Annotated in this window: 32 protein-coding genes; 14 read left to right on the top strand and 18 right to left on the bottom strand. The window is 67.9% G+C overall.

Translation table 11 applies throughout. The annotated features are described in order from the left end of the window. Positions 1–10 precede the first annotated feature (10 nt). The 5 genes from phoU to AADI75_RS06770 all read left to right on the top strand — a co-directional run bounded on the left by phoU (position 11) and on the right by AADI75_RS06770 (position 4,052). A complete protein-coding gene (phoU, locus tag AADI75_RS06790) occupies positions 11–697 on the top strand; it encodes a phosphate signaling complex protein PhoU (RefSeq protein WP_341208282.1) in 687 nt (228 codons plus the stop codon). Continuing rightward, positions 697–1,389 carry a phosphate regulon transcriptional regulator PhoB gene (phoB, locus tag AADI75_RS06785; protein ID WP_022686745.1) on the top strand — a complete coding sequence of 231 codons (693 nt, stop codon included), beginning with the start codon at positions 697–699 and terminating at the stop codon, positions 1,387–1,389. The genes phoU and phoB overlap by 1 nt, the downstream gene beginning before the upstream one ends. A gap of 110 nt (positions 1,390–1,499) precedes the next feature. Beyond that, positions 1,500–1,991 (top strand): hypothetical protein, encoded by a 492-nt coding sequence (locus AADI75_RS06780; RefSeq protein ID WP_341208281.1) that lies wholly within the window; start codon positions 1,500–1,502, stop codon positions 1,989–1,991. A gap of 86 nt (positions 1,992–2,077) precedes the next feature. Then, positions 2,078–2,977: an SDR family NAD(P)-dependent oxidoreductase gene (locus tag AADI75_RS06775; RefSeq protein ID WP_341208280.1), complete on the top strand. Its 900-nt coding sequence runs from the start codon at positions 2,078–2,080 to the stop codon at positions 2,975–2,977. Between the two features lie 49 nt (positions 2,978–3,026). Beyond that, a complete protein-coding gene (locus AADI75_RS06770) occupies positions 3,027–4,052 on the top strand; it encodes a hypothetical protein (protein ID WP_341208279.1) in 1,026 nt (341 codons plus the stop codon). 28 nt (positions 4,053–4,080) lie between these two features. Here the strand turns inward: AADI75_RS06770 and AADI75_RS06765 are convergent, their stop codons facing one another. Further along, positions 4,081–4,425 carry a DUF2794 domain-containing protein gene (locus AADI75_RS06765; protein WP_028965627.1) on the bottom strand — a complete coding sequence of 115 codons (345 nt, stop codon included), beginning with the start codon at positions 4,423–4,425 and terminating at the stop codon, positions 4,081–4,083. Next, on the bottom strand, positions 4,425–5,120 hold the full coding sequence (gene epsC, locus AADI75_RS06760; RefSeq protein WP_341208278.1) for a serine O-acetyltransferase EpsC: 696 nt from the start codon (positions 5,118–5,120) through the stop codon (positions 4,425–4,427). Before epsC ends, AADI75_RS06765 begins: the two co-directional genes overlap by 1 nt. A 156-nt stretch (positions 5,121–5,276) precedes the next feature. On the opposite strand from epsC, the gene AADI75_RS06755 reads away from it, so the two are divergent. Further along, positions 5,277–6,047 (top strand): sulfite exporter TauE/SafE family protein, encoded by a 771-nt coding sequence (locus tag AADI75_RS06755; protein WP_341208277.1) that lies wholly within the window; start codon positions 5,277–5,279, stop codon positions 6,045–6,047. Between the two features lie 44 nt (positions 6,048–6,091). On the opposite strand, the gene AADI75_RS06750 is transcribed toward AADI75_RS06755, so the two are convergent. Next, positions 6,092–6,610, bottom strand: a complete 519-nt coding sequence (locus tag AADI75_RS06750) for a carboxymuconolactone decarboxylase family protein (RefSeq protein ID WP_341208276.1) — start codon at positions 6,608–6,610, stop codon at positions 6,092–6,094. Between the two features lie 167 nt (positions 6,611–6,777). Next, positions 6,778–7,323 carry a peroxiredoxin gene (locus tag AADI75_RS06745; protein WP_184032813.1) on the bottom strand — a complete coding sequence of 182 codons (546 nt, stop codon included), beginning with the start codon at positions 7,321–7,323 and terminating at the stop codon, positions 6,778–6,780. Positions 7,324–7,476: 153 nt separating this feature from the next. On the opposite strand from AADI75_RS06745, the gene AADI75_RS06740 reads away from it, so the two are divergent. Both AADI75_RS06740 and AADI75_RS06735 read left to right on the top strand, forming a co-directional pair. Beyond that, positions 7,477–8,379 carry a hydrogen peroxide-inducible genes activator gene (locus AADI75_RS06740; RefSeq protein WP_341208275.1) on the top strand — a complete coding sequence of 301 codons (903 nt, stop codon included), beginning with the start codon at positions 7,477–7,479 and terminating at the stop codon, positions 8,377–8,379. Positions 8,380–8,495: 116 nt separating this feature from the next. After that, complete coding sequence (locus AADI75_RS06735) at positions 8,496–9,170, top strand: energy transducer TonB (protein WP_341208274.1); 675 nt, start codon at positions 8,496–8,498, stop codon at positions 9,168–9,170. Here AADI75_RS06735 and AADI75_RS06730 read toward each other — a convergent pair whose 3' ends face one another. From AADI75_RS06730 to pgsA, 3 genes are all read right to left on the bottom strand, one after another. Further along, positions 9,171–9,602 (bottom strand): molybdenum cofactor biosynthesis protein MoaE, encoded by a 432-nt coding sequence (locus tag AADI75_RS06730; protein ID WP_341208273.1) that lies wholly within the window; start codon positions 9,600–9,602, stop codon positions 9,171–9,173. It lies immediately after the preceding gene. Beyond that, positions 9,599–9,850 carry a molybdopterin converting factor subunit 1 gene (moaD, locus tag AADI75_RS06725; protein WP_341208272.1) on the bottom strand — a complete coding sequence of 84 codons (252 nt, stop codon included), beginning with the start codon at positions 9,848–9,850 and terminating at the stop codon, positions 9,599–9,601. Before moaD ends, AADI75_RS06730 begins: the two co-directional genes overlap by 4 nt. A gap of 130 nt (positions 9,851–9,980) precedes the next feature. Continuing rightward, positions 9,981–10,547, bottom strand: coding sequence for a CDP-diacylglycerol--glycerol-3-phosphate 3-phosphatidyltransferase (pgsA, locus tag AADI75_RS06720; protein WP_341208292.1), 567 nt, complete (start codon positions 10,545–10,547; stop codon positions 9,981–9,983). 128 nt (positions 10,548–10,675) lie between these two features. On the opposite strand from pgsA, the gene AADI75_RS06715 reads away from it, so the two are divergent. After that, entirely contained in the window at positions 10,676–11,971 is a 1,296-nt protein-coding gene (locus AADI75_RS06715; protein WP_341208271.1) for an MFS transporter, read from the top strand. A gap of 4 nt (positions 11,972–11,975) precedes the next feature. On the opposite strand, the gene AADI75_RS06710 is transcribed toward AADI75_RS06715, so the two are convergent. Then, positions 11,976–12,143 carry a hypothetical protein gene (locus AADI75_RS06710; protein ID WP_341208270.1) on the bottom strand — a complete coding sequence of 56 codons (168 nt, stop codon included), beginning with the start codon at positions 12,141–12,143 and terminating at the stop codon, positions 11,976–11,978. 88 nt (positions 12,144–12,231) lie between these two features. Here AADI75_RS06710 and AADI75_RS06705 point away from each other — a divergent pair, with 88 nt between their 5' ends. Beyond that, complete coding sequence (locus AADI75_RS06705) at positions 12,232–12,756, top strand: gamma carbonic anhydrase family protein (protein WP_341208269.1); 525 nt, start codon at positions 12,232–12,234, stop codon at positions 12,754–12,756. Positions 12,757–12,933: 177 nt separating this feature from the next. After that, a complete protein-coding gene (locus AADI75_RS06700; protein ID WP_341208268.1) occupies positions 12,934–13,890 on the top strand; it encodes a nitronate monooxygenase family protein in 957 nt (318 codons plus the stop codon). A 78-nt stretch (positions 13,891–13,968) separates the two neighbouring features. On the opposite strand, the gene AADI75_RS06695 is transcribed toward AADI75_RS06700, so the two are convergent. Further along, positions 13,969–14,430, bottom strand: a complete 462-nt coding sequence (locus AADI75_RS06695; RefSeq protein ID WP_341208267.1) for a DUF1465 family protein — start codon at positions 14,428–14,430, stop codon at positions 13,969–13,971. Between the two features lie 105 nt (positions 14,431–14,535). Next, the gene (locus tag AADI75_RS06690) at positions 14,536–14,745 is read right to left on the bottom strand and encodes a DUF465 domain-containing protein (RefSeq protein WP_341208266.1); all 210 of its coding nucleotides are present in this window, start codon (positions 14,743–14,745) and stop codon (positions 14,536–14,538) included. Between the two features lie 166 nt (positions 14,746–14,911). Between AADI75_RS06690 and AADI75_RS06685 the strand changes: the two genes are divergently transcribed. After that, positions 14,912–15,070 (top strand): YdcH family protein, encoded by a 159-nt coding sequence (locus tag AADI75_RS06685; RefSeq protein ID WP_159759275.1) that lies wholly within the window; start codon positions 14,912–14,914, stop codon positions 15,068–15,070. A 53-nt stretch (positions 15,071–15,123) separates the two neighbouring features. Here AADI75_RS06685 and AADI75_RS06680 read toward each other — a convergent pair whose 3' ends face one another. Genes AADI75_RS06680 through AADI75_RS06670 form a run of 3 tightly spaced genes read right to left on the bottom strand, consistent with a single transcriptional unit; the run spans position 15,124 to position 16,546 of the window. Continuing rightward, positions 15,124–15,555 carry a hypothetical protein gene (locus AADI75_RS06680; protein WP_341208265.1) on the bottom strand — a complete coding sequence of 144 codons (432 nt, stop codon included), beginning with the start codon at positions 15,553–15,555 and terminating at the stop codon, positions 15,124–15,126. Then, positions 15,552–16,289, bottom strand: a complete 738-nt coding sequence (locus tag AADI75_RS06675; protein ID WP_341208264.1) for a prepilin peptidase — start codon at positions 16,287–16,289, stop codon at positions 15,552–15,554. Before AADI75_RS06675 ends, AADI75_RS06680 begins: the two co-directional genes overlap by 4 nt. 8 nt (positions 16,290–16,297) lie before the next feature. After that, a complete protein-coding gene (locus AADI75_RS06670) occupies positions 16,298–16,546 on the bottom strand; it encodes a hypothetical protein (RefSeq protein WP_341208263.1) in 249 nt (82 codons plus the stop codon). Positions 16,547–16,625: 79 nt separating this feature from the next. Here AADI75_RS06670 and AADI75_RS06665 point away from each other — a divergent pair, with 79 nt between their 5' ends. Then, positions 16,626–17,813 (top strand): thiolase family protein, encoded by a 1,188-nt coding sequence (locus tag AADI75_RS06665; RefSeq protein WP_341208262.1) that lies wholly within the window; start codon positions 16,626–16,628, stop codon positions 17,811–17,813. A 199-nt stretch (positions 17,814–18,012) separates the two neighbouring features. After that, positions 18,013–19,650: a Na+/H+ antiporter gene (locus AADI75_RS06660; RefSeq protein ID WP_341208261.1), complete on the top strand. Its 1,638-nt coding sequence runs from the start codon at positions 18,013–18,015 to the stop codon at positions 19,648–19,650. Between the two features lie 136 nt (positions 19,651–19,786). On the opposite strand, the gene AADI75_RS06655 is transcribed toward AADI75_RS06660, so the two are convergent. The 5 genes from AADI75_RS06655 to AADI75_RS06635 are packed head-to-tail and all read right to left on the bottom strand — an operon-like array spanning position 19,787 to position 24,225. Further along, entirely contained in the window at positions 19,787–20,137 is a 351-nt protein-coding gene (locus tag AADI75_RS06655; RefSeq protein WP_341208260.1) for an L-rhamnose mutarotase, read from the bottom strand. Beyond that, complete coding sequence (locus AADI75_RS06650; RefSeq protein WP_341208259.1) at positions 20,134–20,979, bottom strand: fumarylacetoacetate hydrolase family protein; 846 nt, start codon at positions 20,977–20,979, stop codon at positions 20,134–20,136. The genes AADI75_RS06655 and AADI75_RS06650 overlap by 4 nt, the downstream gene beginning before the upstream one ends. Before the next feature lie 10 nt (positions 20,980–20,989). Further along, on the bottom strand, positions 20,990–21,721 hold the full coding sequence (locus AADI75_RS06645; protein ID WP_341208258.1) for an SDR family oxidoreductase: 732 nt from the start codon (positions 21,719–21,721) through the stop codon (positions 20,990–20,992). Beyond that, positions 21,722–22,927 carry a UxaA family hydrolase gene (locus AADI75_RS06640; RefSeq protein ID WP_341208257.1) on the bottom strand — a complete coding sequence of 402 codons (1,206 nt, stop codon included), beginning with the start codon at positions 22,925–22,927 and terminating at the stop codon, positions 21,722–21,724. After that, entirely contained in the window at positions 22,924–24,225 is a 1,302-nt protein-coding gene (locus AADI75_RS06635) for an aldo/keto reductase (RefSeq protein ID WP_341208256.1), read from the bottom strand. Before AADI75_RS06635 ends, AADI75_RS06640 begins: the two co-directional genes overlap by 4 nt. Between the last annotated feature and the right edge of the window lie 76 nt (positions 24,226–24,301).

The following is a 24,301-nucleotide window of genomic DNA, read 5'->3' as shown; positions in this document are numbered from 1 at the left end:
GATCGCAGGCATGGCGAATACCCAGGAACATACGGTCAAGGCGTTCGATCAGGACATCGGGCAGTTGCGCGGGCTGATCTCGCAGATGGGCGGACTGGCCGAAAGCGCGATCGCCGACGCGATGATCGCGTTGCAGCGCGGCGACGCGACGCTGGCCGAGCGGATCGCGGCCGACGACAAGCGCATCGATGCGATGGAGACTGAGGTCGAGCGCACCGCGGTTCGCATCATCGCGCTGCGCGCACCGATGGCCGACGACCTGCGCGAGGTCGTCGCCGCGCTCAAGATCGCCAGCGTGATCGAGCGGATCGGCGATTACGCCAAGAACATCGCGCGCCGTGTGCCGCGGATCGAAAGCGAACATCGCATCGAACCGCTGTCGATCCTGCCCGCAATGGGCCGCATGGCGGCCGCGATGGTTCACGATGTGCTCAACGCCTTTGCCGCACGCGATCCCGAGGCGGCATTGGCGGTGTGCGAGCGCGACAATGCGCTCGACGATTTCTACGACAGCATCTTCCGCACCCTGGTCACCTTCATGGTCGAGAACCCGAAGACGATCAGCGAGTGCGCGCAATTGCTGTTCGTCGCCAAGAATCTCGAACGGATCGGCGATCACGCCACCAACGTCGCCGAGATGGTCTATTTCGCCGCAACCGGGGTGCGGCTCGTGGAACGGGAAAGAGGAGTCGATTGATGGCCAAGGCCCGCATGTTGTTGGTGGAGGACGACGCCAGTCTCGCCGAGCTGCTGGTGTGGCATTTCACCCGCGAGCATTTTGACGTCCAGCACACGATCGACGGCGAGGAGGCGCTGCTGCTCGCGCGTGAGACGCCGCCCGACATCGTGCTGCTCGACTGGATGGTCGAGGGTATCTCGGGGATCGAGGTCTGCCGTCGCCTGCGCCGCGCGGCCGAGACGCAGAACGTGCCGATCATCATGCTCACCGCGCGCGGCGAGGAGGAGGATCGCGTGCGCGGGCTGGAAACCGGTGCGGACGATTACGTCACCAAGCCGTTCTCGCCGCGCGAACTGGTGGCGCGCGTCGGCGCGGTGTTGCGCCGCGTGCGTCCCGCCCTCGCCGGGGAGCAACTCACCTATGCCGATCTCGAGATGGACACGGTCGGCCACAAGGTCCGCCGCGGTGGCGACGTCGTCGCGCTCGGACCGACCGAATTCCGCCTTCTCAAGCACTTCCTCGAACATCCGGGCCATGTTTTCTCGCGTGAGCGCTTGCTCGACAGTGTCTGGGGCCATGACAGCGACATCGAGAGCCGCACCGTCGACGTTCACATTCGACGTTTGCGCAAGGCGATCAATGAAGGCGGACGGCCGGACATCATTCGTACCGTCAGATCAGCAGGTTACGCGCTCGACACCGGGCACTGATTCTTTTCGCTCTCGCAACGAGGGACCTTTTTTCTGTCGTGAGGCGTTGGCCGGACCGCGTGATAAACAACGCGTTTCTGACCGAACGCACACGGCAGGAGAAAGATAAGATGAAGGCCATTCTTCTCGCGGCAGCGGCCGTGATCGCCATTCCGACCACAGCGATTGCGCAGGACACGCCGCAGACCACGACCACCGCCCCCGATACCGGAGCGGCACCCGCGACGACCGCAGACCCTGCGGCCGCCGATCCGGCCGCCGCGCCGCAGACCGATGCCACGGCACCGACCATGCAGGCGGACCCCGCCGCTCCTGCGCCGGAGGCCAATGCGCCGATGACCCCGCCGGCCGGCGGCGCGATGACCCCGCAATCGGGTGGCGCGATGGGCACCGAGAGCGCGGGCGGTTACCAGCCGTCGCAGCCGGCGGTGTCGGGCACGCCGCAGCCGGGCGCGACCGTCCGCTTTCAGCCGGCTCCCTCGCCGTCGCAGGCCTTCCCGGCGCCCGCCGCGAAGGAAAGCTACTCGATCTGCAAGAAGGGTCAGTACGACGGCTGCATGCAGGCGAGCGACGCGCGCAAGACGACGCGCCGCCGTCGCTAAGTCCGCAGCGTTCGGACGGGCATTGCGCCCGTTCGAAGACTAGGTATGGAAGGCGCTTCATCCGTTCAGGAGGGAGCGCCTTTTCCATGTCGATCCGTTTCGACGATCGCGTCGCCATCGTCACCGGCGCGGGTGGCGGCCTTGGCCGGCATTATGCGCTCGAACTCGCCCGGCGCGGCGCCCGCGTCGTCGTCAACGACCTTGGCGGGGATCGCAGCGGTCAGGGCGCTTCGGACGCCGCACTGGCGGTCGTCGAGGAAATCCGCGCAGCCGGCGGCACCGCGATGGCGAACGGCGGCAGCGTCGCCGATTATGATCAGATGGTCGAGATGGTCGCCCGCGCGACCGAGGAATGGGGCGGCGTCCATATCCTCATCAACAACGCCGGCGTGCTGCGCGACAAGACTTTCGCCAAAATGGACCCGGCGGACTTCGCCTTCGTCGTGCAGGTCCATCTGCTCGGCAGCGCCTACGCGACCAAGGCGTGCTGGGACACGTTCCGCGCGCAGAATTACGGCCGCGTGCTGATGACGTCGTCATCCTCCGGGCTGTTCGGCAACTTCGGACAGGCCAATTACGGCGCCGCCAAGCTCGGCATCGCGGGGCTGGCGCGCACGCTGCATCTGGAAGGCGCCAAGAACGACATTCGCGTCAACACGATCGCACCCACCGCTGGCACGCGCATGACCGAGGGGCTGTTCCCCGACGCCGCCTTCGCGGCCTTCGCGCCCGAAAAGGTCGCCCCCGCCGCTTTGTATCTGGTCAGCGAGGACGCGCCCTCGGGCCAGATCGTCGGCGCCGGCGCCGGCGTGGTCCAGGCGAGCTACATCACGCTCACCCCCGGCGTCGCGCTGAGCGGCGAGGATCTTTCGGCCGAGGGCGTCGCGCGGTCCTGGACGGCGATCACCGATCGCACCGGCGAGATCGTGCCGTCGTCGGGCGCAGAGCAGGCGATGTCGATCGCCCGCACCTTGCAAGGCGGTTGAGCCGCCTGCGATCGCGCGATAGCCTGCGCTAGATCGGGGGGGAAGGATCATGTACAGCGAGAGCGATATCGACCAGGCGGTCGCGGCCGGGGTGATGCCCGAACAGGTCGCCAGCGACTTTCGCAACCATGTCGCCGCGCTTCGCGCGACTCCGGCGGTCGATGAGGAGCATTTCCGCTTCCTGACCGGCTTCAACGATATCTTCGTCACGATCGCGATCGCGCTGCTGCTGGTCGCGGTCGGCAACATCGCCGGCAACGTGCACGCGGTGGCCGGCGGCGTCGCGGTGGCGGGCGTGGCGTGGCTGCTGGCGACCTATTTTACCGCAAAGCGGCGAATGGCGCTGCCCAGCATCGTGCTGCTGCTGGCCTTCGTGGGCGGCTTGGCGGCAATCGTCGTCGCGTTCGGCTTCTCAATGGTCCAAAACCCCGGTGACCGACAGGCCGCGGCGATCGGCGCGGTCGCCGCGGCGGTCGCGGCGGCCGGCGCGTGGCTGCACTGGCGCCGGTTCATGGTGCCGATCACCCCCGCGGCCGGCGCCGCGGCGGCGGTCGGGCTGGTGGTCAGCCTGTTGTTGACGATCCTGCCGGAATCGCTGCGGCTGGCCTGGCCGTTGCTGTTCGTCGGCGGCATCGCGGTGTTCGCCTATGCGATGCGCTGGGACCTGTCGGATCGTGCACGCCAGACGCGCCGCGCCGACGTCGCCTTCTGGCTGCATCTGGTCGCCGCGCCGATGATCGCGCATTCGACCTTCCAGATGATGGGCGTGTTCGAAGGCGATATGGGGCTGGGCAAGGCGGTGGTGGTGCTGCTGCTCTACATCGCGTTCGCGCTGGTCGCGCTGGTGGTCGATCGGCGCGCGTTGCTGGTCTCCAGCCTCGTCTACGTTCTCTATGCGATGTCGGTGCTGATCCGCACTGCGGGCTCCACCGAATTGTCGCTGGCGTTCACCTCGCTGGTGATCGGGTCGGCGCTTTTGTCGCTGTCGGCATTCTGGCAACCGATCCGCGCGCGCGTCGTCGCGCAACTGGGCGCATGGGGCGCGCGGCTGCCCCCGGTGCAAATGGCGGGGTGATCGGCCGCAGCGCCACGCCGCGGCGCGCTTATTCCTCGACCAGCTTCATCAGCCGCCGCTCGACCGGCGCGAGCACCGGCCCAAGCTCATGCCCGCGCCGCACCACCTGCCCCGCCTCGCCGACCAGCGCCCACATGCCCTGCCGGTTGCGCAAGGCCGGGCGCTTCTCGACCCGGAACTCGGGCCGTTCGGTCGCGCGGCGGAATGCCGAGAACACCGCCGCCTCGCGCCCCAGATCGATCGCATAGTCGCGCCAGTGCCCGGCCGCGACCATCCGGCCGTACAGGTCGAGGATCCGCATCAATTCGGCGCGATCGAACGCCACCTGTCGCGGCTGCCCGGCACCGGCCGGAAAGGGCGTGACGATTCCCATCAGGCGCGGTCACGCTCCTGCCCGGCGACGTTTTTCTGCTCCTCGATCAGGGCATCCAGCCGCTTCTTCATCGCCTCCAGCTCACACCGGAGCGACTCCACCCGCTGCGTCGCGGGATCGAACATCTCGCGGCATGGCGTGCCATAGGGAACGAAGCGCGGCGGCTCGGGCGCGGCGCCGCCCTCGACCATAGTCGGACGCGCCGGGATGCCGACCATCACCGCGCCCGCCGGCACGTCGCGCGTCACCACCGCATTGGCGCCGACCCGCGCGCGCCGCCCGACCGTGATCGGCCCCAGCACCTGCGCGCCCGATCCGATGATCGCGCCGTCGGCGATCGTCGGGTGGCGCTTGCCCGCGACGCCATTGTCAGGGCTGGTGCCGCCCAGCGTCACGCATTGATAGATGGTGACGTCGTCGCCGATCTCCGCGGTTTCGCCGATCACCACGAAACCGTGGTCGATGAAGAAATTGCGCCCGATCGTCGCGCCGGGGTGGATGTCGATCGCGGTCAGCGCTCGCGAAAAGTGGTTCACGATCCGCGCGGGCAGATACAATCCGGCGCGATACAGCCGGTTGGCGACGCGATGCCACGCCAGCGCCCACACACCGGGATAGGTCAGCACTTCCAGACGCGAATGCGGCGCGGGGTCACGCGCGCGGATGGAATCCAGATAATTGGTCAGTCGCGACATCCGCGTCCCCTCTTCGTCTCGTCGCAAGATAGAGCGTGTCGGCGATCGTTTCCATAAGCAGCGCTATCGATCGACAAACCGTATTTTCCTATCCAGGCTATGGGATATGACCGATGGAACGGGCGAGCGATCATCCGATCGCGGTGAGGAGACCGGATGGACGCGCTGACGAACCTAGATTTCTCGGCCTTGTTGCCCTTCATCGCCGTCGGATTCGGGGCGCAGCTGGTCGACGGCGCGCTCGGCATGGCGTTCGGCGTCATCTGCAACACCTTGCTCGTCGCGGTGATCGGGCTGCCCCCGGCACGCGCCTCCGCCAACGTCCATATCGTCGAAACCTTCACCACCGCCATCTCCGGGATCAGCCACGCGATCACCGGCAACATCGACAAGGGATTGTTTCTCCGGTTGCTCGTCCCGGGCGTGATCGGCGGCGTCGCCGGCGCCTATCTGCTGACCAATATCGACGGCGCCGTCGTGAAGCCGTTCGTGCTCGCCTATCTCGTCATCATCGGCATCTATCTGCTGGTGCGCGGGCTGATGTTCCCGCCCAAGGTCAGCAAGCCCAAGGTCGTCGAGCCGCTCGGGCTGCTCGGCGGCTTCATGGACGCGGCGGGCGGCGGCGGCTGGGGGCCGATCGTCACCTCGAACCTGCTGGTGCAGGGCGTCGAGCCGCGCAAGGTCGTCGGCACCGTCAGCGCGGTGGAGTTCTTCCTGACCGCGGTCGTCTCGGCGACCTTCATCTACCATCTCGGCATCAAGGATTTCGCGACGGCGACGGTCGGGCTGCTGATCGGCGGCGTCTTCGCCGCGCCGCTCGGCGCGTTCTTCGCCAAGCGTATTCCGATGAAGGTGATGCTGGTGATGGTCGGCACCGTGCTGACGATCACCAGCACCTACGGGTTCATCCGCGCAGTGTTGCTGTAATTTTCACCGTCATCCCCCGCCCTCGCGGGGATGACGATCCGGCCTCAAGCGATCGCGTGCACCGTCGCAACCGCCTTCATCACCGAGGCGATGCGCGCCGCGGTCTGGATCACCTCGGCGGTGACGCCCGCCTTTTTCAGCACCTGCTCGTGGCTGTCGATGCACATGCCGCAGCCGTTCATCGCGCTGACCGCCAGGCTGAACAGCTCGAAGTCGACCTTGTCGATCCCCGGCGCGCCGATCACGTTCATGCGCAGCTTGGCCGGCATCCGCGCATATTCCTCGTTGCTGGCGAGGTGCGTGAAGCGATAATAGACGTTGTTCATCGCCATCACCGCCGCCGCCGCGCGCGCCGCCGTCGCCGCCTCGGGCGACAGCTTGTCCGCCACCTCGGCCTCGGTCGCCTCGACCAGCGGCTTGTAGCCCGAGCCATGCGCGCACGCGAGCAACGTGCCGTACTTGCGCTGGTCGTTGAGCACCGTCTCGTTCAACAGCGAGCCGACGTTGAGGCGAATGTCCTTGGCGAAATCGGGCAGCGCGCCCGCGAATTCCTTGAGCGCCATGTTATATCTCCAGACGTACGTCACCGACGCCGTCATTGCGAGCGCAGCGAAGCAATCCAGAGCGGCACGCGCGGGGCCCTGGATTGCTTCGCTGCGCTCGCAATGACGAACGGGCGAAAGGATTAAAGGTTGAGAGGGCGGGACCGACCGGCCCCGCCCCAGATCGATCAGGCCGCGACCTGCAGGACGTCGTCGCCCTTGTTCCAGTTGCACGGGCACAGCTCGTCGGTCTGCAGCGCGTCGAGCACGCGCAGCGTCTCGGCCGGGTTGCGGCCGACGTTCAGGCCGTTGACCTGCACCGCCTGGATGACGTTGTCCGGATCGACGATGAACGTGGCGCGGAACGCGACATGCTCGTTCTTGTCGACGATGCCGAGCGCATCGGCCAGCTTGCGGCCATTGTCCGCCAGCCACGGGAAGTCGGCGGCGGCGAGATCAGGGTCCGACTTGCGCCACGCCAGGTGGACGTGCGCGGTATCGGTCGAGGCGCCGATCAGCACCGCATCGCGATCCTCGAAATCGCCCTTGATCTGGCTGTAGCCGACGATCTCGGTCGGGCAGACGAAGGTGAAGTCCTTCGGCCAGTAGAACAGCACCTTCCACTTGCCCGGATAGGCGGTGGTCAGGTCGAGCGTCTCGCCGTTCGGGAGCGCGCTGGTGCCCTGCTGCACGGGGACGGTGATGGCGGGGAAGGTATCGCCGATGGTCAGCATGTCTGGCTCCTGTGGAATGAATGCGGAGTTCCAGTCATCCTCTTTGCCGGGGCCGCGTCGCTGCGCCGCCTCTCGTTGTGATGCCGATATAGGGGGCTTCGCGTGATCGAGCAAATCGTCTATTCCATCCCCGGTGATCGACGGAGACGATGAATGGCCGCAACCTACCTGCCGACGCTCAAGCAGTTGCAATATCTCGTCGCGCTCAAGGATCACGGCCATTTCGGGCGGGCGGCCGAGGCGTGTTTCGTCACCCAATCGACGCTGTCGGCGGGGCTGCGCGAGCTGGAAACGCTGATCGGCGTAACCCTGGTCGAGCGCACCCGGCGCGTCGTGCGCTTCACCCCGCTGGGGGAGCAGATCGCGACCAAGGCGCGCGTTGTGCTGCGCGAGGCGGAGGAACTGGGCGACCTGGCGCGCGCCGCCGGACGACCCTTGTCGGGCGAAATGCGGTTGAGCGTCATTCCGACGATCGCGCCGTTCCTGTTGCCGCGCATCCTGCCGCGGCTGCGGCGCGACTATCCCGATCTCAAGCTCTATCTGCGCGAAGAGCCGAGCGGCCCGGCATGCGAAGCGCTCCACAACGGCCGCACCGATTGCGTGCTGCTCGCGCTGCCCTACGCCTGTGGTGAAGTGACGGTGCTCAAGCTGTTCGACGACCGCCTGTTCCTTGCCTTCCCCGAGGGTGAAATGCCCGCCAGCCTTGCCGCGGTCCGCCCGGAAGAGATCGACGAAACGCGGCTGCTGCTGCTGGAAGACGGCCATTGCCTCAAGGAACATGCGCTGGCGGCGTGCAACCGCGCCGAGCTGCGCGCCGAGGCGACCATGCTCGGCACCTCGCTCCACACGATGGTCCAGATGGTTGACAACGGGCTGGGCGTGACGATGCTTCCCAAAATCGCGCTCGACGCCGGCATCCTCGATCACACCAAGGTCGTCGCGCGCCCGCTCGACGCCGCCGCGCCGGTCCGCACGCTGGCGCTGGTCTGGCGCCGCGCCTCGCCGCGCGAACGCGACTTCCACCTGCTCGGCGAAGTGCTGAAGGCGGCCGCCTGAATGGGTGCGCGCCGCGATTGACGCGCAGTCGCAAACGACGCAGCATCGCGATCTGGAGCTCGTCGTTCGTCGGGCAACGTGTCCGTCGCGGCGCCTCCGGTCGGGAGGTTGGTCGCATGGCTTATGCAAATCGGATCGACAATTCACGGCGTTTCACCACGATCGCGGGCGTCGCCGCGATCCACGGCCTGATCGGCTATGTCTTCATCAGCGGCATGGCGACCAGCTTCGTCCAATCGGTGTCGAAGCCGTTCATCACCACCAACATTCCGATCGAAACCCCGCCGCCGCCCGACATCACCCCGCCCAAGCTGGAGAGGGTGACGCCGCACCAGCCGACCACGACGATGCCGCCCCTCACCACCGTCACGCCGATCGTCCCCAGCCGAACCGACAGCGACACTGTGGTCGTCGTCACGCCCCCGCTGCCGCCCGTCGATTTCGGCACCGGCACCGTGACGGTCGATCCGCCTGCACAACCCGCAACGGTCAGCAAGGCGAGCGGCGTGCTCGCGCGCGGCAGCCGCAACGACTGGATCAGCACCGACGATTATCCGCCCTCCGCCTTGCGCGCCGAGGAAGAGGGCGTCGTGGGTATCGCGATGCGGATCGGTGCCGACGGGCGGGTCGAATCCTGCACGGTCACCCAACCCAGCGGCCACGCCTCGCTCGATCAGGCGACCTGCCGCCTTTACCAGCGCCGCGCGCGCTTCACCCCGGCGCGCGACGATGCCGGCACGCCGGTCGCCGGGACCTTCACCGATCGGATCCGCTGGCAACTGCCGCGGTAATCAGGACCAGCGCGCCGCCGCGTCATCGTCGGCGGCGCGCGCCTCCACCCAGCGCGACGCACCATCGACCGTCTCGCGTTTCCAGAACGGCGCATCGGTCTTGAGCCGGTCGATCAGGAACGCGCACGCGTCCAGTGCCGCAGCGCGGTGAGGCGAACAGGTGCCGACGAACACGATCCGCTCGCCCGGCGCCATCGGCCCGACCCGGTGGACGATCGTCGCCGCGGTCAGCGACCAGCGCGCGATCGCGTCGTCGGCCAGTCGCGTCAGCGCCGCCTCGGTCGCGCCGGGATAATGTTCCAGCTCCAGCGTCGCGACACCGTCGTCGGCCCGCACCAGCCCGGTGAAGGTCGCGACCGCGCCGCCCTGCTCCAGCCGCGCGAATTCATCGGCGATGTCGATCGGGTCGCGTGCGACGAGGACGCGGATCATCCGCCCGTCACCGGCGGGAAGATCGCCACCTCGCGCGCACCAGCGATCGCGGTATCGAGCGGCACGAACGCCTGATCGACCGCCGCGCGCAGCCGGGCCGGATCAGCAAACGCGGCGGCGTGGCCGGCACTGCGCGGGGCGAGCCACGCGACCAGATCGGCGACCGTCGCGACCTCGGGCGGCGGAGCGACGTCTTCCTCGGCCACGCCGATCCGCTCACGCACCCAGGCGAAATACAATAGTTTCATACGCGTTCCTGACACGCCTCCGTTCGTGCTGAGGAGGCATTGAGCGAAGTCGAAATGCCGTCTCGAAGCACAGATGAGGCTTCGACAAGCTCTGCCTCTCCTCAGAACGAACGGAGGAGAAGCCGGCTCCTCAGTCCATGTGCTTCAACCCGACCCGCAGGTAATCCCACCCGGTCACGATCGTCAGCGCCGCCGCGCCCCACAGGCTGGCGAGGCTCGCCACCTTGATCCACGTCTCGCCCGGCAGCGCGCCCGACAGGATCAGCCCGCCCAGCGAGACGAGCTGCAACGTCGTCTTCCACTTCGCCAGCCGCGACACCGGCAGCGACACCTGCAGCCCGGCCAGAAACTCGCGCAACCCGCTCACCGCAATCTCGCGCAGCAGGATCACCAAAGCGGCGATGATGTGCACGCCGGTGATCGCCGCGACATCGTCGTGCCGCGTGCCCACCAGCATCAGGATCACCGCCGCCACCATGATCTTGTCCGCGATCGGATCGAGGAACACGCCCAGCTTCGACACCGTGCCCTGCGCGCGCGCGAGGTAGCCGTCGAAATAGTCGGTGATTCCCATCAGGCAATACAGGCAGAAGGCGATCCCGAACCCGAACCGCCAGCTCGGCCACCAGAGGAACGCCACCAGCAGCGGCACCGCGACGATCCGCGACAGCGTCAGGATGTTGGGCAGGGACAGCATGCGTGCGACGTGGACCCGCGGCGCGGGCAGCGCAAGCGCCGGTCGCACGAAAATCGCCGTTGGATCGCAGCGGCCCAGCCGCTATGGCTCGGCGAATTGCCAACTATCCGGGGGCCCGGTCCCGCGTCATGATCAATGCCCTCGGGCTTCTCAAGCGGCGGCGCTTCCTGCCGCTGTTCACCACGCAATTTCTCGGTGCCTTCAACGATAATCTGTTCAAGACCTCGATGGTGCTGTTCGCCACGTACGAGATCTTCGCCGACGAAACGCAGGAGAGCTTCTTCAACGCGCTGACCGCGGCGCTGTTCATCCTGCCGTTCTTCGTCCTGTCCGCGCTGTCGGGCCAGCTCGCCGATTCGAGCGACAAGGCGCGGATCATCCGGCTCGTGAAGACGGTCGAGATCGCGATCATGGGCGTCGGCAGCGCCGGGCTGATGCTCGCGCGCACCGGTGCGGTCACGCTGCCGCTGATCCTGATGCTGGCCGCGGTCACCGGCCTGGGCGTGCATTCGACGTTCTTCGGCCCGATCAAATATGCGATTTTGCCGCAGCATCTGGACGAGGACGACGTGCTCGGCGGGACCGGGCTGGTCGAGGCGGGCACCTATCTGTCGATCCTGCTCGGCACGATCGTCGCGGGCTTCGTCTATCATTCGCCGCTGCTGGTCGCGGTGCTGACGCTGGCGGTTGCGCTGCTCGGCTGGCTCACCGCGCGCGCGGTGCCGCCCGCGCCGCGGCTCGGGCCGAAGCTGGTGCTCGATTACAACCCAATCCGCGCCTCGTGGCGGCTGATTGCCGAGACGATGCACATCCCGCGATTATTCCTCGCGATCTGCGCGATCAGCTTCTTCTGGACGATCGGATCGGTGCTCATCATCGTCTTTCCGCCGCTGGTGAAGAATGTGCTGACCGCCGACGCCAGCGTCGCCAGCCTGGTGCTCGCGGTGTTCTCGATCGGCGTCGCGATCGGCTCGGTCGTCATCAACCTGATGCTGCGCGGGCGCATCTCGGCGCGCTTCTCGCCCGCCTCGGTGATCGCGATGGGGTTGGCGGTGCTCGCCTTCTGGTGGGTCGTCGGGCTGTGGACCCCGGCGCCGGAGGGGCAGCTGTTCGATATGACCGGCTTCATCCGGCAACCGCATGCGGTGCTCGTGCTGCTCGCCCTGCTGGGGGTCGCGGTGTTCGGCGGGATGTTCGTGGTGCCGCTCTACGCGTTCCTCACCACCACCGTCACCAAGGACCATACGGCGCGGACGGTGGCGGCGAACAACGTCGTCAACGCCGGGGCGATGACCTTCGGATCGATCGCCGTGGCCGGGATCACGGCGCTCGGCGTCACCCCCTCGCAATTGTTGCTGGTGGTGGTCGGGATGTGCGTGATCTCGGCATTGATCGCACAGCGCCTGCACCGCGCCTGCGATTGAGCGACTAGAAGATCATTGTCGAGAAGGTGACGAAGAAGGCCGCGAAGCTGAGCAGGAACAGCCGCACGTCGTGATCCCCCGTCTGCGCCTCCGCAATGGCGGGGGGCGGCGGAAGGGTGCGGCGGAAGGGGTGTCGCGCACCCTCGTTCGTCAGGACAAGTCGGCGTTGCATGGCGAAGTCTTAACGCGCTGTTTACGTTTTCGGCTACCACCGACCGTCGGCGTCCATGTATCGTGACGGGACAGCAGGGAGAGAAGCGATGCCGCTCTACGCCTTCAAGGGGCATCGACCCACCCGCCCCGCCTCCGCCTGGGTCGCGCCAAGCGCCGACGTGGTCGGCGAAGTCGTGCTGGGCGAAGACGTGGGCGTGTGGTTCGGCGCGGTGATCCGCGGCGACAACACCACGATCACGGTCGGCGCGCGCAGCAACGTGCAGGAAGGCGCGATGCTCCACTCCGATCCCGGCGCGCCACTGACGATCGGTGTGGAATGCACGATCGGTCATCATGCGGTGCTGCACGGCTGCACGATCGGCGACCGCACGCTGATCGGCATGGGCGCGATCGTCCTCAACCGCGCGGTGATCGGCGCGGAGTGCATCGTCGGCGCCGGCGCGCTGGTCACCGAAGGCAAGGTCTTCCCGCCGCGCTCGCTGATCGTCGGCAGCCCGGCACGTGTCGTCCGCGAGCTGGATGACGCCGCGGTCGCAGGGCTGAGGATCTCGGCGGCGCACTATGTGGAGAACGCGCGTGCGGCGGCCGACGGGCTGGAGCGGGTGGAATAAGGCCCTCCGTCATACCCGCGCAGGCGGGAATCCAGAACCTCTGACCTGTCGCTTCTATCGACAGACCTGCGCGTCTGGATTCCCGCCTGCGCGGGAAGGACGGTGTTCAAAAAACCCGCGCCACCTGACGTGGCGTCAATCTTGCCACGCCCCTGCCCGCCCCACATAGTCGCCGTCATGTCGATGCCCCCGCTCCTCTCGCGTCTGCGCCTGCCCGTCATCGGGTCGCCGCTGTTCATCATTTCCAATCCGGATCTGGTGATCGCTCAGTGCAAGGCGGGGATCGTCGGCTCGTTCCCGGCGCTCAACGCGCGTCCCGCGGCGATGCTCGACGAATGGCTGCACCGCATTACCGAAGAACTCGCCGCGCACGATCGCGCGCACCCCGATGCGCCGGCCGCGCCGTTCGCGGTCAACCAGATCGTCCACAAATCCAACGACCGGCTGGAGGCTGACCTCGCGGTCTGCGCCAAATGGAAGGTGCCGATCACGATCACGTCGCTGGGCGCGCGTGAGGAACTCAATCAGGCGGTCCACGCCTGGGGCGGGATCACGCTCCACGACGTCATCGACGATCGCTTCGCCCGCAAGGCGATCGAGAAGGGTGCCGATGGGCTGATCGCGGTCGCGGCGGGCGCGGGCGGTCATGCCGGGCGTCTGTCACCCTTCGCACTGGTGCAGGAAATCCGCACCTGGTTCGACGGTCCGCTCGCCCTGTCGGGCGCGATCGCCACCGGCGACGCCGTACTGGCGGCGCAGGCGATGGGCGCGGACTTCGCCTACATCGGCTCGGCGTTCATCGCCACCGACGAGGCGAATGCCGACGCGCGCTACAAACAGGCGATCGTCGACGGTCGTGCCGCGGACATCGTCTATTCGGACCTGTTCACCGGCGTGCACGGCAATTACCTGCGCGCCTCGATCGTCGCCGCCGGGCTTGATCCCGACCATCTGCCGCAAGGCGACCTGAAGACGATGAGCTTCGCCTCCGGCGGCGCGGCAAAGGCATGGCGCGACATCTGGGGCTCGGGTCAGGGGATCGGCGCCATCGACACGATCGTCCCCGCCGCCCAGCGCGTCGCACGACTGGCGGACGAATATCGCGCAGCGCGCGCGCGATTGCTGGGACGCTAAGTGCTCGTCAGCGCGAGCGTCTAGGTCCACTCCGTTCGTGCTGAGCTCGCGCCCTCGAACGGACGATGTCGACCAGCGTTAAAACGCCGTCGCCAGCCGATCGAGCATCGAGCGCGCGGGGCTCACCACCGGCATCTCACCGGCGTGCGCGGCATCCAGCAGCGCGACGCGACGGTGCAGGTCGATGCTGCTCCCGATCACATTCTGCGCCTGCGCCGGGAAGCGCGCGAGCATCTCCGCATCGCTGGTCGGTGCCGCGCCCAGCCGCCGCGCCGGATCGAGCGCCTGCGTCGCCGGCAACTCCCCAGCCGCAATCGCGCGTTGCGTCAGCAGCCACGCGATGACGTGCATCAGCCGCGTCGTCACCTTCAGCGATTCGCAGCTGAACGCCACGCGCTCCATCGGCGGCAGCGCCTCGCGCTCGGCACGCCCGCCCTCGTCGAAATAATGCCGCGCCTCGTCGGCGAGCACCATCGCCTCGGTATAGAACGAGTCGATCAGTCGGCGTTGCAATCGTGGGTCATGGGCGTGGTCGGCCATAGCCGCGTCTTTGCCACGACCCCGATCCCGCCGCCAAGCGCGTTCATCACGTTTGCGGCGGCCGCTGGCGGCGAACCGTCCCGAAATGCGGCGTTTGCCGCATTATCAGGCGATAATGTCGGGGATCATCTGATCCTCCAGCACCGCGATCTCGTCGCGCAGTCGCAGCTTGCGCTTCTTCAGCCGCATCAACTGGAGCTGGTCCGATGCGCCGCCCTCCGCCAGCGCGGCGATGGCAGCGTCGAGATCGCGATGTTCGACCCGCAGCGTCTCCAGCCGCGTCGCCACCGCCGCATCATCGCCCACGTCGTTCATCGCCCGCACTCCCGACCCCTGAGTCGCGCCTGCATAGCCGCCGCGCCCGTGCGGCGCGACCCGTCGTACGAAAGTCGCAGATGATCGTATGCAAGCAAAAGTCACGGGACATCTGTCCCGTTTCGTGATTTCCTTGGTTTCCCTCTCAACCATGAAGGAGACTGCCATGCAGACCGCGCACATCTCGGCCCTGGAGGCCAAGCATGCGACGATCGACCAGCGGATTGCCGCCGAGTCGCAACGTCCCGTGCCCGATACGATCGTGCTTGCGGAACTGAAGAAGCAGAAACTACGGTTGAAGGAGGAAATCACCTCCTCGCATTAAGGTGAGCAAGGTGGCGCCCGGTGGACACGTTCCGCCGGGCGCTTTCCTTGGGGCTAGGCGGCGCAGCCGATCAGCCCGGCCAGCGGCACCACCACCGTATCGCGCCCCTCGCGATCCAGCCGCAACGTCGCCACCGGCACCGCGGCACCTTCGGTCAGATTCTGGCGCAGCTCCACCGTCATCTGTACCGTCGCGACGATGTCGTCCCGCCGATAGACGTTCTCGGCATTGAAGCCGAGCGGCGCGGTGCCCGTCGCTCCGGTTCGCGGCAGATCGATCACCTTGCCGTCGATCGACAGGCGCAACGTTCCGGGGTCGGCGGTCGCCATCGCCGCCAGCGTCCGCGTCGTACCGGTCGAAAACAGATAGGCCGCACAGCCACGCGCGGGCAGCGCCTGTTGCGGCAGCGCGCCGATCGGCAGGCCGTCGATGGCGGGGGCCGGGGCGGCCGCTTGCGCCGCGAGCAGCAGAAACGCGAACTTCATGCCGCCATGCCTATCATGAGCAGCCACGCCGGGTAAGCCGCGATCGCCAGCAATGTGCCGAGCGGCAGCGCATCGTCGGCGGCGACCGCGCGCCCGCGTAGCCGCTGGAACACCACCCAGCCGAGCCCAACCAGCCCTGCGACCAGCAGCACCGCCGGCAGCATCCGCCATCCCAGCGCGACTCCAATCGCGCCGAACAACTTGGGATCGCCCCCGCCCAGCCCTTCGCGCCCGCGCCACCGGCGATAGCCCGCACCGATCAGCCACAGCGTCGCGAAACCGCCGGCCCCGCCGATCAGCCGCTCGTCCCATGCCGGCGGCGCCACCCACGCCCCCGCCGCCGCGACCACGGCCAGCGCGGCCACCAGCGGATCGGGCAGCCAGAAGTCGCGCGCGTCCATCACCGCCAGCAGCAGCAGCAGCCAGCCGAACGCCGCACCCGCCAGCGCGATCGGCGGCGGGGCGACCAGCGCCGCCGCCATGCCGACCAGCGCGCAGCCGGCCTCGATCAGTGGATGGAGCGGATCGATCCGCGCGCCGCAGGTCCGGCATCGCCCGCGTGTCACCAGCCACGACACAAGCGGCACCAATTCGCTCGCGCGCAATGTTCTGGTGCAACCGTCGCACGCGGAGCGTCCGTATTTTACCGACCGTCCCTGTGACCAACGGATCGCGATGGTGGCCAAAAAGCTGCCGATGATGGCACCCAGCACGCCAAACGCCGTCACCCACATCCACCGTCTCAGCCCTGCTTGCGAATCAGGTATCGATACACGCCGAAGCTGTTGATGCCGAGCAACACGCCGTTCTGCACGCCCAGCGGTTCGTCGCCGGTCAGCCACGCGCCGGTGATCCACGCGATCGACGAGGTCACGAAGATCGCCATCCCCCACCCGGTCACCCGCCGGCCGCTGTCCAGCGACACCATGAACGCGGCCGCGATCCCGCTCAGCGCCGCGTACCATTTCAGCGCTTCGTCAATGGCTTGCATGAAGGCGTGCGTAGGCGTTTGCGTGCCACCGGACGAGCGCTTACATGCCGATCGAGATCAAGCGAGGAACCGCGAAATCATGGCTACCGACCCCATCGTCATCCTGTCCTATGCGCGCACCCCGATGGGCTCGATGCAGGGCAGTCTCGCCGCGCTGTCGGCCAGCGAACTGGGCGCCGCGGCGGTGAAGGCCGCCGTCGAGCGCGCCGGGGTCGACGCCGCCGCGATCGAGCGCATCTACATGGGCAACGTCCTGTCAGCCGGCGTCGGCCAGGCCCCGGCGCGGCAGGCCGCGATCCTCGCCGGGCTGGGCGAGCATGTCGAGGCGACGACGCTCAACAAGGTCTGCGGGTCGGGGATGCAGGCCGCGATCCTCGGTGCCGAGGCGCTGGGCGCAGGCTCGATCGACTTGCTGGTCGCCGGCGGGATGGAGAGCATGACCAACGCGCCCTATCTGTCGAAGGCCCATCGCGGCGGCGCGCGGTTCGGGCATGACCGGCTGTTCGACCATATGGCGCTCGACGGGCTGGAGGATGCCTATCAGTCCGGCACGGCGATGGGCGTGTTCGCCGACGATACCGCGCGCGAATATCAATTCACCCGCGAGGCGCAGGACGAATTCGCGATCGCGTCGCTGACCCGCGCGCAGCAGGCGCAGGCGTCGGGCGCGTTCGACCGCGAGATCGTTCCCGTCGAGGTCAAGGGCCGCAAGGGCAGCGTCACCGTCGCGAGCGACGAACAGCCGGCCAAGAGCGATGCCGCCAAGATCCCGGCACTGCGCCCCGCCTTCAGCAAGGACGGCACCGTCACCGCCGCCAACGCCTCGTCGATCTCGGACGGCGCGGCCGCGCTGGTGCTGACCCGCCTGTCGGTCGCCGAAAAGCTCGGGATCACGCCCGTCGCGCGGATCGTCAGCCATGCCGCGCACGCCCACGCCCCGGCGCGCTTCACCACCGCCCCGGTGCCCGCGATCCGCAAGGCGCTGGAGAAGGCCGGCTGGTCGGTTGGCGAGGTCGCCCTGTGGGAAGTCAACGAGGCGTTCGCGTGCGTCGCGATGGTGGCGATGCAGGAACTCGCGCTCGATCACGAGAAGCTCAACATCAACGGCGGCGCCTGCGCGCTCGGCCATCCGATCGGTGCGTCGGGCGCACGCATCCTCGCCACGCTGCTCGGCGGGTTGCAGACGACCGGGCAGAAGCGCGGCGTCGCCTCGCTGTGCATCGGGGGCGGTGAAGGCGTCGCGATGGCGGTCGAACTGATGAACTAAGCCCCAGCGGGCGCAAGTTGATCGTCATTGCGAGCGCACGCGAAGCAATCCAGGGCGTCCTGATCCGGCCCTGGACCGCTTCGCTGCGCTCGCAGTGACGTAAAGCTGCGCCGACCCGGATCGGCGCCCTGAACGGTTGCGCCCCACGCCGCTTCCGGCGATCCCTCCCTCCCGCCAATCCCAAAGGAGGGTGCCCGCCTTGGAAGTCGTCTCGGTCGTCCTTTTGCTGTTGTTCGCCGTCGTCATCAGCGGCGCGATCGCGCGTATTCTGCCGATCAACATCCCCGCCCCGCTCGTCCAGATCGCATTCGGCGCGGCGATCGGCATGGCCGCGGACCTGCGGGTGACGCTGGATCCCGAGTTGTTCCTGCTCGTCTTCCTGCCGCCGTTGCTGTTCATCGACGGCTGGCGCATCCCGAAGGACGAGCTGCTCAAGGACGTCCCCGTCGTCGTCGAGCTGGCGCTCGGCCTTGTCCTCACCACCGTCATCGGCATCGGCTTCTTCATCGACTGGCTGATCCCTGCGATGCCGCTTGCCGTCTGCTTCGCACTCGCCGCGGTCGTCTCGCCGACCGATCCGATCGCGGTGTCGGCAATCGCCGCACGGGTGCCGATCCCGCGCCGCATGATGCACATTCTGGAGGGCGAGGCGCTGCTCAACGACGCCTCGGGTCTTGTCTGCCTCCGCTTCGCGATCGCCGCCGCGCTCACCGGCGCCTTCTCGCTCGCCGACGCCGCGGTCAGCTTCATGTGGCTCGCCGTCGCAGGGATCGCGGTCGGCGTGGTCACCACGTTGGCGATCACCCGCGCCAAGGCGTGGGTATCGCGCCGCTTCGGCGAGGACATCGGGTCACAGGTGCTGGTCAGCCTGCTAATCCCCTTCATCGCCTATATCATCGCCGAGCACTTCCATGCCTCCGGCATCCTCGCGGTGGTCGCGGCGGGCGTGACGATGACCTTCGCCGAGATGTCACGCCAGGCGCTCCCCGCCACGCGGATGCGCCGCAATTCGGTGTGGGACACGATCCAGTTCGCGCTCAACGGCATCATCTTCGTGCTGCTCGGCGAGCAATTGCCGGTCATCATCGCCGGCGCGCGCGCGACGGTGCGGCTGACCGATCACGACAATCCGTGGTGGCTGGCGCTCTACGTGCTGGCGATCGTCGCGGTGCTCGGGGGCCTGCGCTTCGCCTGGGTGTGGCTGTCGTTCCGGCTGACCGTCATGCGGCGCGGCGTCGATGATTCGCCGCTGCGCAGCCCCGACTGGCGGGTGTTCGCGGCAATGTCGCTCGCCGGGGTGCGCGGGGTCATCACGCTGGCGGGCGTGCTGACGCTGCCGCTGACGCTGAACGACGGCTCGCCCTTCCCCGCGCGCGACCTCGCGATCGCACTTGCCGCCGGGGTCATCATCGTGTCGCTGGTCGCGGCGAGCATCGGCCTGCCGCTGGTGCTGCGCGGCCTCGCCCTACCTCCCGAGCCGTCGAAGCAGGGCGAGGAGAACCGCGCGCGCGTCGCCGCCGCCCGCGCCGCGATCCGTGCGGTCGACGGCGCGCAGCACGACCTGTCGCGCGACCGCGACGATGCCGACGTCTATGCCGAGGCGGCGACGCGGATCATGGACCTGTATCGCGAGCGCATCCGCGTCCGCGTCGACGGCGAGCCCGAACTGGCGGTGATCCAGCAGAACGAACGCATCGACCGCCTGCTACGGCTGGCCGCGATCCGCGCCGAGCGCGAAGAGGTGTTCCGCCTCCAACGCGCCCGTGCGATCGGCAGTGAGACTGGCCGCAAGCTGACCCGCGAACTGGACCTGCTGGAAGGCCGGTTGCGGGGGTAAGGGCGTCCCCGCCTACCCCCGATCCGTCATTCCCGCGAAGGCGGGAATCCAGAACCTCTGACGTTTCGGCTCTTACGACGACCTGCGCGTCTGGATTCCCGCCTTCGCGGGAATGACGGGGGAGGTGACGAAAACCCTATTCCTGCTCCGCCAGCGAAAAGATCCGCCGCGCCGCCACCCACTTCACCCCCGGCTCGGCCCACGGCAAACGCCGCTGATAAGCATCCATCTTCGCCTCCCACGCCTGCACGTCAGGATCGGCGGCATCCGCCGCCGCCTTGCGCGCGGCGTCGAAGGACGCGTCGGTCTCCATCACCATCACCAGCCGCCCGCCGGTGCGATAGATGTCCATCGCGGTGATCCCCGCCGCCCGGATGCTCGCGACCACCGGCGCCGGCACCGCGCCCGCCGCGTGCCACGCCTCGTAGGCCGCGACCGCCTCCGGCTCGTCGGCGATATCGACCAGCAGGACGTGGCGGTCGGTCACGCCGTGTACGCCACGACGGTCTGGCGCTGCTGCCCCAGCCCGTCGATCCCCAGTTCCATCACGTCGCCGGCCTTCAGGAACACCGGCGGCTTCTGCCCCATGCCGACGCCCGGCGGGGTGCCGGTCGAGATCACGTCGCCGGGCTGAAGCGACATGAACTGGCTGACGTAGCTGACGAGAAACGCCGGCTTGTAGACCATCGTCGACGTCGACCCGTCCTGATAGCGATGGCCGTTGACCTCCAGCCACATCGCCAGTGCGGTCGGATCGGCGACCTCGTCGCGCGTCACCAGCCACGGTCCGATCGGCCCGAACGTATCGCAGCCCTTGCCCTTGTCCCACGTGCCCTGCCGCTCGAGCTGGAATGCGCGCTCAGACACGTCGTTGATGACGCAATAACCGGCGATATGCTGCTCGGCGTCGGCTTCGTCGACATAGCGCGCCGCCGTGCCGATCACGATCCCCAGCTCGACCTCCCAGTCGGTTTTCGTCGACCCCTTCGGGATCTCGACGTTATCGTCCGGGCCGATGATCGCGCTGGTCGCCTTGGTGAAGATCACCGGCTCGGTCGGCACGGTCGCACCGGTTTCCGCGGCATGGTCCGAATAATTGAGTCCGATACACAAGAACTTGCCGACCGCGCCGACGCACGGACCGTAGCGCTCGACCGCGACCAGCGGCAGCGTCTCCGGATCAACCGCCGCCAGCCGCGCCAGCTCGGCATCGCCCAGCGCCGCGCCCGCGATATCCGCGACATGCGCCGACAGGTCGCGGACCTGCCCCTGCGCATCGATCATCCCCGGCTTCTCGGCGCCCGGCGCTCCGTAACGTACCAGTTTCATGCGCGTTTCCTCAATTGACCCAGCCGCCGTCGATGACATGCACCGCGCCGGTCGTGAAGGCGGCCTCATCGCTGCCCAAGTAGGCGACCAGCGCCGCAATCTCTTCCGCCCGCCCCAGCCGACCCATCGGCTGCCGCGCGACGAACGCCTGCTGCGCTGCCTCGTAATCGCCGGTATCGCGCAGCCGTTGCTGGAGCGAGGGGGTATCGACCGTCCCCGGACAGATCGCGTTGCAACGAATGCCCTGGCCGACGAAATCGGCCGCAACCGCCTTGGTGATCCCGATCACTCCGGCCTTGGTGGCGGTATAGGCGAAGCGGTTGGGAATGCCCTTCACCGCGCTGGCGATCGACGACATGTTGACGATCGCGCCGCCGCCCGCCGCCAGCATTCCCGGCAGCACCGCACGGATCGTGCGCATCATCGCCGTCATGTTGATGGCGATCGCCTGTTCCCACTCGGCATCGGTCAGGTCGAGGATCGTGCCCGCATGGACGATGCCCGCGATGTTGGCGAGCACGTCGATCCGCCCGATCTCATCGACCAGCGCGGCGATCTGCGCCGCATCGGTGACGTCGAGCGCGCGCTGCTCGCACCCGTCGAGTCCGGCGAGCGCTGCCTCGTTGATGTCGGTCGCGATCACGCGCGCGCCCTCGGCGACATAGCGTTGTGCGGCAGCACGCCCGATTCCGTTCGCCGCCGCCGTGATCAGCGCGACCTTGCCCTTCAACCGGCCTTCCATTTATCGGCTCCGTGCAGCGACCGGCAGGCACGCCGGGCCAACCGGATCGAATGCCTTGTAGGTCAGAATGAATTCGCGGTGGCCCAGCGCCTCGGACACGCTCGGCTGTCCGCCGGCCACCGCCATGATCATGGCGACGATCTCGTCACCGACGTCGTCGAGCGTCGCGTCGCCTTCGAGGATCCGCCCGGCGTTGATGTCCATATCCGCCGCCAGCCGCCGCGCCGTCTCAGGGTTGGCGCAGATCTTGATGACCGGCGCGATCGCGGATCCGACCACCGAACCGCGCCCGGTGGTGAACAACGTCAGGTGACACCCGCACGCGATCATCTCGACGATCTCGGCATTGTCGGAAATGTTCGGGAAGCCGAACCGCGGCTCGCCGTCGGGCACGACGTCGAGCAGGTACAACCCGCCCGCCGGCGGCACGTCGCCGGGCTTGATGATCCCGCTGATCAGCGACGATCCCGATTTGGAATACGCCCCCATCGACTTCTCTTCCTGCGTCGTCAGCCCGCCCTCGGCATTGCCGGGCGCGAAGCTGCCGAAGCCCATGATCGTGTAATATTCCTCCGCCTTGCGGACGCAGGCGACGATCTCCTCGCCCAGTTCGGGGGTCAGCGCGCGATCGGCCATGATCCCTTCGCATCCCACCAGTTCGCCGGTTTCCTCGAAGATGCACGTCGCGCCGTCCGCCACCAGCCGGTCGAACGCGCGCCCGACCGCCGGGTTGGCGGTGATCCCGCTGGTCCCGTCCGACCCGCCGCAGATCGTGCCGACGATCAGCTCGTCGACGCGCATCGGCACGCGCGGCACGTCGGCGATCTGCGCCTTGACCCGCGCCACCGCCTCCAGCCCGGCGGCGATCGTCGCCGCGGTGCCGCCGGTCTGCTGGATGACGTACAGTTCCACCGGGCGACCGCTGTCGCGGATCACTTGCTGCAGGCGCTCGCGATCGAAGCTCTCGCAGCCCAGCGACACGATCACCACCCCGCCGACATTCGGGTGCGTCGTCACCGCCTCCATGACCCGCGCCGCATAGGCATTGGGGTAACAGCCGGGGAAGCCGATCAGGTGGACGTCGGCATCATCGGCCTTGTCGACGATCTTGCGCGCCACATGGTGCGCGCATTCGACCAGATAGGCGACCGCCACGGCGTTGCGGATGCCCTTGCGCCCGTCGGCGCGCTGCCATGCCTCGATCACGCGCGCTGCTCCGTCACGGTGCTGCGGGTATGGCTGGCGATATAGTCGCTCTTCATATTGTGCATATGGACCCATTGTCCGGCCGCCGCGGCATCGGTCATCGACCCGATCGGCGCGCCGTATTTGATGACCTTGTCGCCCGGCTTCAGTTCGGCACGCGCGATCTTGTGGCCGACGGTCACGCCCTCGCGCGCCGGGATCGTCCCGCCCGACACCGGCAGCAGGTCGCCCGCCGCGATCGGTGCTACGCAGATCATCACGTTGTCGTCGGGATGGAGCAGGATCAGTTGCTGCGGCGCGCGCGTCTCCAGCGCCGGCCACAGATCCTCGGGGATCGGCGCGGCGACGCGCCCGCGCAGATCGCTTACCTCCTGCGGATTGCCGAGCCCGGCGAGCACGCACGCCACCGCCGGGTGGCGGAGCGGAAACTGGATCGCGGCAGCGGGCAGCGAAACGCCTGCGGTGAAGCAGGTTCTCGCCAGCGCGCGGGTCCGCTCCACCAGCGCGGCTGGCGGCGCGGCATAGTCGTAATGCGATTGCGCCGGGTCCGCTTCCTGCGGATCGCGTGCGAGAATGCCGCTGTTGTACGCGCCACCGATAATGACGCGAACGCCTTGCGCCGCGCAACGATCGAGGAACGGCTTCGCACTGCGATCGAGCAACGTATAGCGCCCGGCCAGCAGAATCACGTCGAGCGGTACCCGGTCGAGCAACTCCTCGCAGACGGCGACCTCATTGACCCCGACGCCGATCGCGCCAACCACGCCCGCGTCGCGCAACGCGACCATCGCGGCATAGCCACCGTCGAGAAAATCCCGCAAATGCCGCTCGTGCGCGTCGCCATGCGTCAACCGGCCGAGATCGTGCGCCAGCAGCACGTCGACCCGGTCGCGCCGCAACCGCGCGCAGCTCGCCTCGAACGAGCGCCGCACGCCGTCGGCGCTATAGTCGAACACCGGCTCGAACGGATCGGCGTCGACGAAGCCGTGCCGGGTGCCCGTCGCATCCGTCGGGGCGAGCAGTCGCCCGACCTTGGTCGATATCTGGCACGTCCCCGTCGGATCGAGCCGCGTGAGTGCCGCGCCCAGCCGCCGCTCCGCCAGTCCGAAGCCATAATGCGGCGCGGTGTCGAAATAGTGGATGCCGGCGTCCAGCGCAGCGGCCACCGTCGCCTCCGCGGTCGCATCATCGATCGCCCGATAGAGGTTGCCGATCGCTGCCGTTCCCATCCCGAACCGCGGCAGCGCATCGCCGGCCCGATCGAGCGACGATGAGCCGGGGGTTAAGTCATGGAACATGCACGCTTCCTCTCTCGGCCGCACCTTGTCGCGTGAGCACCGGATCGACAACCTAGGACACCGACATCACGATTGA

Origin of the sequence: uncultured Sphingomonas sp. (genome assembly GCF_964021865.1) — a bacterium.
GTDB lineage: Bacteria > Pseudomonadota > Alphaproteobacteria > Sphingomonadales > Sphingomonadaceae > Sphingomonas.
The sequence above is the reverse complement of the archived record's forward strand: the minus strand, read 5'-3'. Positions and strand labels throughout refer to the sequence as shown.